The sequence below is a fragment of the Frankia sp. KB5 genome (assembly GCF_002099325.1).
Taxonomy (GTDB): Bacteria; Actinomycetota; Actinomycetes; order Frankiales; family Frankiaceae; genus Frankia; species Frankia casuarinae.
Genome location: NZ_MRUJ01000198.1, coordinates 1 through 9,464, shown reverse-complemented (window position 1 = coordinate 9,464; position 9,464 = coordinate 1). Strand labels below are relative to the sequence as shown.

The 9,464-nt window shown below is 69.9% G+C and carries 11 protein-coding genes; 2 read left to right on the top strand and 9 right to left on the bottom strand.

Annotated elements, in window-relative coordinates; all coding sequences use genetic code 11:
- On the top strand, positions 1 to 531 hold a 531-nt coding region (locus KBI5_RS18160; RefSeq protein WP_085015923.1), incomplete at its 5' end, for a class II glutamine amidotransferase.
- A gap of 43 nt (positions 532 to 574) precedes the next feature.
- The gene (egtD, locus tag KBI5_RS18155) at positions 575 to 1,654 is read left to right on the top strand and encodes an L-histidine N(alpha)-methyltransferase (RefSeq protein ID WP_011438868.1); all 1,080 of its coding nucleotides are present in this window, start codon (positions 575 to 577) and stop codon (positions 1,652 to 1,654) included.
- A gap of 58 nt (positions 1,655 to 1,712) precedes the next feature.
- Here egtD and ilvD read toward each other — a convergent pair whose 3' ends face one another.
- The 9 genes from ilvD to KBI5_RS18110 form a co-directional block, all read right to left on the bottom strand.
- A complete protein-coding gene (ilvD, locus tag KBI5_RS18150) occupies positions 1,713 to 3,566 on the bottom strand; it encodes a dihydroxy-acid dehydratase (RefSeq protein WP_011438869.1) in 1,854 nt (617 codons plus the stop codon).
- Between the two features lie 197 nt (positions 3,567 to 3,763).
- Positions 3,764 to 4,555 carry a hypothetical protein gene (locus KBI5_RS18145; protein ID WP_085015922.1) on the bottom strand — a complete coding sequence of 264 codons (792 nt, stop codon included), beginning with the start codon at positions 4,553 to 4,555 and terminating at the stop codon, positions 3,764 to 3,766.
- A gap of 27 nt (positions 4,556 to 4,582) precedes the next feature.
- Positions 4,583 to 4,930, bottom strand: a complete 348-nt coding sequence (locus KBI5_RS18140; protein WP_011438871.1) for an antibiotic biosynthesis monooxygenase family protein — start codon at positions 4,928 to 4,930, stop codon at positions 4,583 to 4,585.
- A 166-nt stretch (positions 4,931 to 5,096) separates the two neighbouring features.
- Positions 5,097 to 6,455, bottom strand: coding sequence for a replicative DNA helicase (dnaB, locus tag KBI5_RS18135; RefSeq protein WP_085015924.1), 1,359 nt, complete (start codon positions 6,453 to 6,455; stop codon positions 5,097 to 5,099).
- A gap of 610 nt (positions 6,456 to 7,065) precedes the next feature.
- Positions 7,066 to 7,512, bottom strand: coding sequence for a 50S ribosomal protein L9 (rplI, locus tag KBI5_RS18130; protein WP_011438873.1), 447 nt, complete (start codon positions 7,510 to 7,512; stop codon positions 7,066 to 7,068).
- A gap of 9 nt (positions 7,513 to 7,521) precedes the next feature.
- Positions 7,522 to 7,758, bottom strand: coding sequence for a 30S ribosomal protein S18 (rpsR, locus tag KBI5_RS18125; protein WP_011438874.1), 237 nt, complete (start codon positions 7,756 to 7,758; stop codon positions 7,522 to 7,524).
- A gap of 50 nt (positions 7,759 to 7,808) precedes the next feature.
- Positions 7,809 to 8,366, bottom strand: coding sequence for a single-stranded DNA-binding protein (locus KBI5_RS18120; RefSeq protein ID WP_085015921.1), 558 nt, complete (start codon positions 8,364 to 8,366; stop codon positions 7,809 to 7,811).
- A 63-nt stretch (positions 8,367 to 8,429) separates the two neighbouring features.
- On the bottom strand, positions 8,430 to 8,756 hold the full coding sequence (gene rpsF / locus KBI5_RS18115) for a 30S ribosomal protein S6 (protein ID WP_011438876.1): 327 nt from the start codon (positions 8,754 to 8,756) through the stop codon (positions 8,430 to 8,432).
- Between the two features lie 250 nt (positions 8,757 to 9,006).
- Positions 9,007 to 9,345, bottom strand: a complete 339-nt coding sequence (locus tag KBI5_RS18110; RefSeq protein WP_085015920.1) for a hypothetical protein — start codon at positions 9,343 to 9,345, stop codon at positions 9,007 to 9,009.
- Positions 9,346 to 9,464 lie beyond the last annotated feature (119 nt).

Below are 9,464 nucleotides of genomic sequence, written 5' to 3'. Positions count from 1 at the left end.
GACGCCTCGTACGCCTCGATCGCCGGCGCGGTCGCCTCCGGCTGCGTGCTGGCGGCCGTGCGTAGCGCCACCGTCGGCATGCCGATCGAAGAAAGCGCGACGGCTCCCTTCACCGACGGCCACCGGCTGCTCAGCCACAACGGCCGGGTCGACCCGGTGGCCGTCCGGCGGATGCTGCGCGACCGGCCCGACGCTCCGGTCCCGGACTCGACGTGCGACTCCGCGCTGCTCGCCGCGCTGGTGTGGGAGCACGCCGGGAAGCGTCCACTCGCCGAGGCGGTCGCCGAGGTCGTGCTGTCGCTGGACGCGGCGGGTTCGGGCGAGCGGGCCCGGCTGAACCTGCTGGTGGTGGATGGAACCCAGATCGTGGCGACCGCCTGGCGGGACAGCCTGTCATACCGGAGGGAGAAGGATGGAGTCCTGGTCGCAAGCGAACCAGACGATGACGAACCGGGCTGGGTGGACGTTCCGGACCATCACCTCCTGGTAGCCGACACACATCAAGTCACTCTTCGTAACATGATCTCCTAGATCAGTTACCGTGGGTTGCACCACGTTGATGGAGGGTACATCCATGACACCAAGGACTCCGACAACCACCCGAGCGGATGATGCCGTCCCTGAGGGGACGGGCGCGAACGGCACGGCGGAGATCCCGTTCCCGGGCCTCTCCGTCGACCGCCACCTGCACGAGTCGGATCGCGCCGTCACGCTGGCCCGCGACGTGCTCGCCGGCCTCACCGCGAGCCCCCGCGAGCTGCCGCCGAAGTGGTTCTACGACACCACCGGCGGCATGCTGTTCGACAAGATCACCCGGTTGGCGGAGTACTACCCGACCCGGCGGGAACGGGCCATCCTGGTCAGTTACGCCGACGAGATCGCGGCTGCCTGTCCGGCCGACACCCTCGTCGAGCTGGGATCGGGAACCTCCGACAAGACCAGGCTGCTGCTCGACGCGCTGCGGGCGGCCGGCAACCTCCGCCGTTTCATCCCCTTCGATGTCGACGAGGCGGCCCTGGTGCGGGCAGGTCGCGGAATCCTCACCACCTACCCGGGGCTCTCCGTGGCGGCCGTGGTCGGGGACTTCGAACGGCATCTGCACCAGTTGCCCCGAGGTGGCCATCGGTTGCTCGCCTTCCTCGGCGGCACGGTCGGCAATCTGCGCCCTGCGCAGCGGCAGAACCTCCTCCGTACGCTGCGCGAGCAGGCCGAGAGCTCCGACGCCCTACTACTGGGAACGGACCTCGTCAAGGACGTCGACCGCCTCGTCGCCGCGTACGACGACGGTGCCGGGGTCACCGCCGCTTTCAACCGCAATGTGCTGACGGTGATCAACCGGGAACTCGGGGGCGACTTCGACATCCGCGGATTCGCGCATGTGGCGGTCTGGAACGCCGAGAACTCCTGGATCGAGATGCGGCTACGTTCCGTTCGGGAGCAGCGCGTCTCGATCGCGACCCTCGCCGTTACGGTCGACTTCCAACCGGGGGAGGAGATCCTCACCGAGATCAGCGCTAAGTTCACCCTGGACGGCATCGCCTCGGAGCTTGCGCTGGCGGGCTGGGCGGTGGCGCGGCAGTGGACGGATCCCGATGGGGATTTTGCCGTGACGCTCGCGACGCCGTCGTCCGCCCCCGCCGCCGTCCCGGTCTGAACCCGTCCCGGTCCGAACCAGGCCCGGTCCGAACCAGGCCCGCCCGGACGCCGCCTCATCAGCCGCCGAGCAGACCGACGTCGCGCGCGGCACCGGTGGAGGCCGAGGTCGCCATCGCCGCATAGGCCCGCAGCGCCATGGACACCGGCCGTTCCCGCCCGGTGGGACGGTAGCCGCCGGCCGCCTCCAGCGCCGCGCGTCGGCTCGCCAGCTCCTCGTCGGAGACCACGAGCTCCAGYCGGCGGGCCGGGATGTCGATCTCGATGATGTCCCCGTCGCGGACCAGGGCGATCGTCCCGCCGTGGGCCGCCTCCGGGGAGACGTGACCGATCGACAGTCCGGAGCTCCCGCCGGAGAACCGGCCGTCGGTGATCAGGGCGCACTTCGGGCCGAGACCGCGGCCCTTGAGGAACGCGGTGGGGTAGAGCATCTCCTGCATCCCCGGACCGCCGCGAGGGCCCTCGTAGCGGACGATGATCACATTCCCGGCCTTGACCCGCCCGGTGAGGATGGCGTCGACCGCTTCTTCCTGGCTCTCGACCACGAGCGCCGGGCCGCGGAAGGTCCACTGGCCCTCGTCCACACCGGCCGTCTTCACGACGGCGCCCTCGACGGCCAGGTTGCCGAACAGCACCGCGAGCCCACCCTCGGCGGAGTAGGCGTGCTCGACCGAACGGATGCAACCGTCCCTGGCGTCGGTGTCAAGGGTGTCCCACCGATTGGTGGAGCTGAACGGCTCGATCGTGCGCACGCCACCCGGCGCCGCGTGGAACAGCTCGATCGCGTCCGGCGAGGGGCTCGGGCCGCGGACGTCCCAGCGGTCGAGGAACTCGCGCAGGCTCGCGGAGTGCACCGTGTGCGGGTCCGGGTCGAGCAGCCCGGCCCGGTCGAGCTCGCCGAGGATCGCGGGGATGCCGCCCGCCCGGTGGACGTCCTCCATGTAGTAACGGGTGGAGCTCGGCGCCACCTTGCACAGGCAGGGGACGGTGCGGGAGATCTGGTCGATGTCGGCGAGGGTGACGTCAACGCCGGCCTCGACGGCGGCGGCCAACAGATGCAGCACGGTGTTCGTCGAGCCGCCCATCGCCACGTCGACCGCGAAGGCGTTACGGAAGGCGGCGGCGGTCGCGATCGACCGGGGCAGGACCGCCTCGTCGTCCTTCTCGTAATAGCGCCGCGCCAGGTCGACCACGAGGCGCCCGGCCTCGACGAACAGCTCACGGCGGGCGGCGGCGGTGGCCAGGGTCGACCCGTTGCCGGGCAGGGACAGCCCGATCGCCTCGGTCAGGCAGTTCATCGAGTTCGCCGTGAACATGCCGGAGCAGGATCCACACGTCGGGCAGGCCGAACGCTCGATCGTCGACAGGTCGCCGTCCGAGACGTCCGGGTTGACCGCCGCCGACATCGCGGTGATGAGGTCCAGCCTGGACCGAGCCGTGCCGCCGGAGATGACCGCGTTGCCCGACTCCATCGCTCCGCCGGAGACGAACACGGTCGGGATGTTCAGCCGCAGTGCCGCGAGCAGCATCCCCGGGGTGATCTTGTCGCAGTTGGAGATGCAGACCAGGGCGTCGGCGCAGTGGGCGTTCACCATGTACTCGACGCTGTCGGCGATGAGCTCGCGGGACGGCAGCGAGTAGAGCATCCCGCCATGCCCCATCGCGATGCCGTCGTCCACGGCAATGGTGTTGAACTCGCGCGCCACCCCACCGGCCTCGGCCACCGCCCCGGCCACCAGCGAGCCAAGGTTACGCAAGTGCACATGCCCCGGGACGAACTCGGTGAAGCTGTTAGCCACGGCGACGATCGGCTTGCCAAAGTCGTCGTCGGTCATCCCGGTCGCGCGCCACAGGGCGCGGGCGCCGGCCATGTTCCGGCCGTGGGTGGTGGTGCGGGAGCGCAGGGCGGGCATCTCGACCTCGAAGATCAATTCAGTGGCACTGCTGGCGGGGACCGCCGGCACTGACAGACGATGACACGACGGTACGCCACCGCCCGGACGGGTCCAGCCTGCCGTGTCGCGCCGCCCGGCCCGCCGGGCGGCGAACGACGAGCGACGGAATCAGGCGCCAGAGACCAGGAACCGGACCAGAAATCAAGAACCCGTGATCAGGAATCAGGGTCCGCCTCGGCCGGTGGCGGGGACGGGGGCGCGCCGGGTGGTAGGCCCCCCGGTCTGGGCCCGCTGGGCGGAACGGCCCAGGGGTAGCCGGCGATCCGCCGACCGGCCCCGCGACCGCCGTCCGGTGCCGCCCGATGACCCGCGGGCCCAGACTGATACCCCGGCTGACCGGGATCACCCGCCCCGCCTGCCGGGTCGTCTTCTCCCCCGCCCGGACCGTCTCCTCCCCCGCCCGGACCGTCTCCTCCCCCGCCCGGGCGGGGCTGATCCGGCTGCGTAAGCGAATATCCGGCGGTCTCGGGATACCCGGATGGACCTCTCGCGACCGGCCCGGCCTGCGGCATGGGGGGGTACGGGTGGCCGGGCTGATGCGGATAACCCGGCTGCACCGGCGGGCCGGGGTAACCCGGCTGCACCGGCGGGCCAGGGTAACCCTGCTGGACCGGCTGGACCGGGCCACCACGTCGCCTGCTCGCCACCTGCCGCGTGCCCAGTGGCCGATGCCGGCGCCACTGCCGCCGAACAGCCCAGAGGAGGGCCAGGGATGCGACGGCGCCGGCCGCCGGCGCGACGTCGTGGCCGGCGTCCAGCACCAGCAGGTAGAGGGCCATCAGCCCGCTGAAGACGTAGCCGGTGACGAAGAACGCGAAGGGCCGCAGGTTCAGCCGGCTCACCACATCCGTGTTCCGGAGCAGGATCGCCGGCACCAGCCAGATGAGGAAACCGAAGAAGAGCGCCGTAAGCGGCGCGAAAAACAGGTACCCGAGGAACGCTGCCATGATCAGAGGTCCGGCGGTCGTCGAGGGTCAGGCCGGGCCGGGAGCGGCGGGGACGTCTGCGCTGTGCGCCACCGTCGGGGTGCCGTCGAAGTACGGGCCGAGGGCGGCACGCCAGCGGACAAACCGCTCCGACTCCCGGAAGTTCGTCAGATGGGCGTCCAGGCTGTCCCACTCGACGAGCAGCACGAAACTCGACGGTGACTCGACCCCGCGGGTCATCCGCGCGGAACGACAGCCCGGCGTGCCGACGAGCTCCGCACGCACCCCGTGATACGCGGCGACGAAATCGTCCTCGCTGCCCGGTTTGATGTCGAACCGGGCAACTTCGAGGACCGCCCCGGCGGGCCGCCCGCCGTCCCGCCTCTCACTCGCCATGGATGATCCTGAAACTCATACCGCCCAGTCTGGCAGCATCGGGAGATCTGCGGTCCGCCAACATGAACCATGACCACGCCAAACACACCCGGGCACCCACCCGGGCCGCTGGCGGGCCGCTGGCGCTCTCCACCCGTGGGCCTCGTCCCGCTCCCGGGCCGAGAATTCAGTTCGCCATGTCGACGAACCGTGAGTAATGACCCTGGAAGGCGACGGTGACGGTGCCAGTCGGCCCGTTGCGGTGCTTGGCGATGATGAGGTCCGCCTCGCCGGCGCGCGCCGACTCCTTCTCGACCGTGTCCTCCCGGTACAGCAGGATCACCGCGTCGGCGTCCTGCTCCAGGCTTCCGGACTCGCGCAGGTCGGAGACCTGGGGACGCTTGTCGGCCCGCTGCTCGGAGGCGCGGTTGAGCTGGGAGATGGCGACCACCGGAAMGTCGAGCTCCTTGGCGAGCAGCTTCAGCGACCGCGAGATCTCGCTGACCTCCTGCTGACGGTTCTCCACCTTCTTGGGCGACGACATCAGCTGCAGGTAGTCGAGGATCACCAGACGCAGCTCGTTACGCTGCTTCAACCGCCGGGCCTTCGCCCGGACCTCCATCATCGTCAGGTGCGGGCTGTCGTCGATGAACAGCGGGGCCTCCGCGACCTCGCCTATCCGGCGGGCCAGGCGACCCCAGTCGTCGTCGGTGAGCCGGCCCGTGCGGATGTTCTGCAGGGACACCCGCGCCTCGGCGGACAACAGCCGCATGGTGATCTCCATGCGGCTCATCTCCAGCGAAAAGATGACCGACGCCATCCCGTTCTTGATCGACGCCGCCCGGGCGAAGTCCAGGCCGAGGGTCGACTTGCCCACGGCCGGCCTGGCCGCGACGATCCACAGCTGGCCGCCGTGCAGGCCGTTGGTCAGCTCGTCGAGGTCGACGAAACCGGTGGGCACCCCGGTCAGCGAACCGTCGTGCCCCTGGATGGACTCGATCTCCTCCAACGCCGGGTTGAGCAGCTCCCCCAGCGGCAGGTAGTCCTCGTTCGTCCGGCGCTCGGTCACCTCGTACACGGCCGCCTGGGCGCGGTCGACGACGTCGCTGACGTCCGGAGCCGCGCCGTAGGCGAGCTGCACGATGCGGGTGCCGGCCTCCGCGAGGCGGCGCAGGACCGCCTTCTCCGCGACGATACGGGCGTAGTACCCGGCGTTGGCCGCAGTGGGCACGCTCGAGATGAGGGTGTGCATGTAGGCCGGACCGCCCACCCGTTCGAGCAGATCTCGGYGGCTGAGCTCGGCGGCGACGCTGATGACGTCCGCAGGCTCCCCCCGGCCGTAGAGATCGCCGATGACCTCGTACACGAGGCCGTGCGCGGGACGGTAAAAGTCACCCGTCCGCAGGACCTCGACGACGTCGGCGATGGCGTCTTTCGACAGCAGCATGCCGCCGAGCACACTCTGCTCAGCGGGCAGGTCGTGCGGGGGAGTCCGGTCGAACTCTGCACTCCCACCGGAACCACGCGAGATCTCGGTGACGCTCACGACGCACCCTCCCGGGACTCCCGTAGACCCGTATTCGAACGTATGTTCGTACAGATCGGAACCGCTGTCAACGACCGCTCCGCCCCCGACCGGCCGGGGCTTCCAGCAGGGACCGAACGGGCGGCGCCCGGTGAGCCTCTCGCCGGGCGCCGCCCGCGTCACCGAAGGAGGCCTGGCCCGATCAGGCTAGAAGTACCTTCCTCGGCCTGGAGGGTCCGACCTTACGGACCGGCGGGCACACCCACCAAAAAGTTATCCACAGGCCCTTGTGGAAAAGCTGTGGGYAACCGGCCGAAACCTGGGGAGGACATCGGGACGGAAATCGGAAACCTGTGGACACCCGAGACCACAACCTCGACGAAACCTAGCTGGCAGGCGCCTRCATCCCGAGTGCCCTGTGGATGAGAAAAAGTTTCGGATCTGGTCGTCGCCCCTTGCCCCACACACAACGAACTCCCCTGGCCGACCACCTGAGACGGTCGGCCAGGGGAGCCCGTACAGCGAGCGCGGCGGTACAGCGGGAGAAACGGCGGATGCCACCCCGTCAGACCCGCCTGACCTCGGGCCCATCCGGCCGCGATCAGGCCCGCCCTGCCCTGGTCAGACCTGATCAGGCCTGCGTGACCTGGAGCTTCACGGTCGCGGTCACCTCGGGATGCAGATGCACGGCGACGGTGTAGGCGCCCAGGGACTTGATCGGCGTGGTGAGCTCGACGCGGCGCCGGTCGAGCTCGGGGCCACCCGCGGCGGTCACCGCCTCCACCACATCGGCCGCCGTCACGGAACCGAACAGGCGGCCTTCCTTGCCCGCCCGRCTGGTCAGCTCGACCTTGAGGCCACCGAGYTGACCGGCGATCTCCTGAGCGTGCCCGAGATCGCGAACCGCGCGGGCCGACCGGGCCCGCTTGATCTGCTCGACCTGACGCTCCGCGCCCTTGGTCGCGAGGATCGCGTACCGGCGGGGCACGAGGTAGTTACGCCCGTACCCGTTCGCGACCTCCACGATGTCACCCGGACTGCCGAGACCGGGGACCTCCTGGGTCAGGATGAGCTTCATTGCCACCCCCTACCGGGCCGAGGCGGTGTAGGGCAGCAGCGCCATCTCGCGGCTGTTCTTCACCGCCGTCGCCACGTCGCGCTGGTGCTGGCTGCAGTTACCGCTCACCCGACGGGCCCGGATCTTACCCCGGTCGGAGATGTACTTGCGCAGCAGCGAAGTGTCCTTGAAGTCGATGTAGTCGACCTTGTCCTTGCAGAAAACGCAAACCTTCTTCTTGGGCTTGCGCACGGCCGCCTTGGCCATGGGTGTGCTCCTACCTCGTTGTGTCGTTCGCGAGGACGACGACCGGCCGCTCAAAACGGTGGCTCGTCGGAGTAGCCGCCGGCCGGTTGCGACCAGGGGTCATCGATGGGTGCTCCACCACTACCGCCGCCGTAGCCGCCGCCGGCCGGAACGCCCGCGGGAACACCGGCAGGTGCGCCGGGGGRCGCGCCGGCAGGCGCGCCGTAGCCGCCTCCGCCCCCGTAACCGCCGCCACCACCGCCACGCGCGGCCTTGACGACCTTGGCGGTGGCGTAGCGCAGGCTCGGACCGATCTCGTCGACGTCGAGCTCGATCACGGTGCGCTTCTCACCCTCGCGGGTCTCGAACGACCGCTGCTTGAGGCGGCCGGTGACGATGACCCGAGCGCCCTTCTGCAGCGACTCGGCGACGYGCTCCGCCGCCTGGCGCCAGATGGAGCAGCGCAGGAACAGCGCCTCGCCGTCCTTCCACTCGTTGGTCTGGCGGTCGAGGGTGCGCGGCGTGGATGCGACGGTGAAGCTGGCGACCGCGGCACCGTTCGGGGTAAACCTCAGTTCGGGGTCGTTGGCTAGGTTGCCGACGACGGTGATGACGGTTTCACCGGCCATGGGCACTCTCCCGGAGATCGGCGGCCCACGACGGCACGGGGACTGCCGTCGCCGCGGACCGGATCATGCCGCCGCCCGGCGGCTCTGACGTGGCTTCTTCGGCTCTGGAAGCCGGATGACCTTGGTGCGCATGACCGACTCGTTGAGGACGAGCTGACGGTCGAGCTCGGCGACGACGTCGGGCTCCGCATGAAGGTCGATGACGGCGTAGATGCCTTCGTGACTCTTGGCGATCTCGTAGGCGAGYCGGCGCCGCCCCCAGACATCGACCTTCTCCACCACGCCGCCGCCCTGACGGACGACACCGAGGTACTGGTCGAGAGAGGGCGCGACAGTGCGTTCCTCGAGGTCAGCATCGAGGATCACCATGAGCTCATAATGACGTGCCAAGGCTGAACCCACCTCCTGTGGACTCTGGCGGCCACGGATCTTCCGTGGCAGGAGGGACCGCGACCGGAACCTGTGCCGTCTCGAACGTGCTCGACGCGATGGATCTGAGAGGGAACCGCCCGTCAGCACATCCGGACGATCATCAGGGCACGCGGGCCACCCGGAGGCGCGCCGACCAATCATGACGAGTGGTCGGCCTGGACCAGCGGATGGACACACGTACGCCGGCGCACGGCATGTCCGGCCGAGCTTACTCGATTCCCCCGGGGGCCCTGGCGGCCCCGACCACGAGAGCCACGCGAAGCCACGCCGTGAACACCCCGGCGAGGCAGACGAGGTTCACCGTGATCAGGAGGCCACGCATGTGCCGGGAGGGGGAGGGATCCGCGAGGGCGAACACGAGCACCGCGAGCGCCGCGGCGACCGCGACCACCGCGAGCATGTGGGCAGCCAGCTGCGGACCGACGCGCCCGGACCCGGAACCGCCGTGGCTGCCCGGGGAAGAGTCGTGGTCGCYCCCGGACGGGTCGCCGCCGACGTCCCCGGTGCCGGGCTCGGGCTGACCCGGCTGGGTATCCTGCCTGTCCACAGCATTGCCTCCCGTAGTTCCAAACGCCGAAGGCGAGGCGACGGAAACCCCGCACGGCCCCCGATGCCAGGGGCCCCCGCATTGCGCCGAAGGCGCCCGAAGGCTCCCGACGGCTCCCC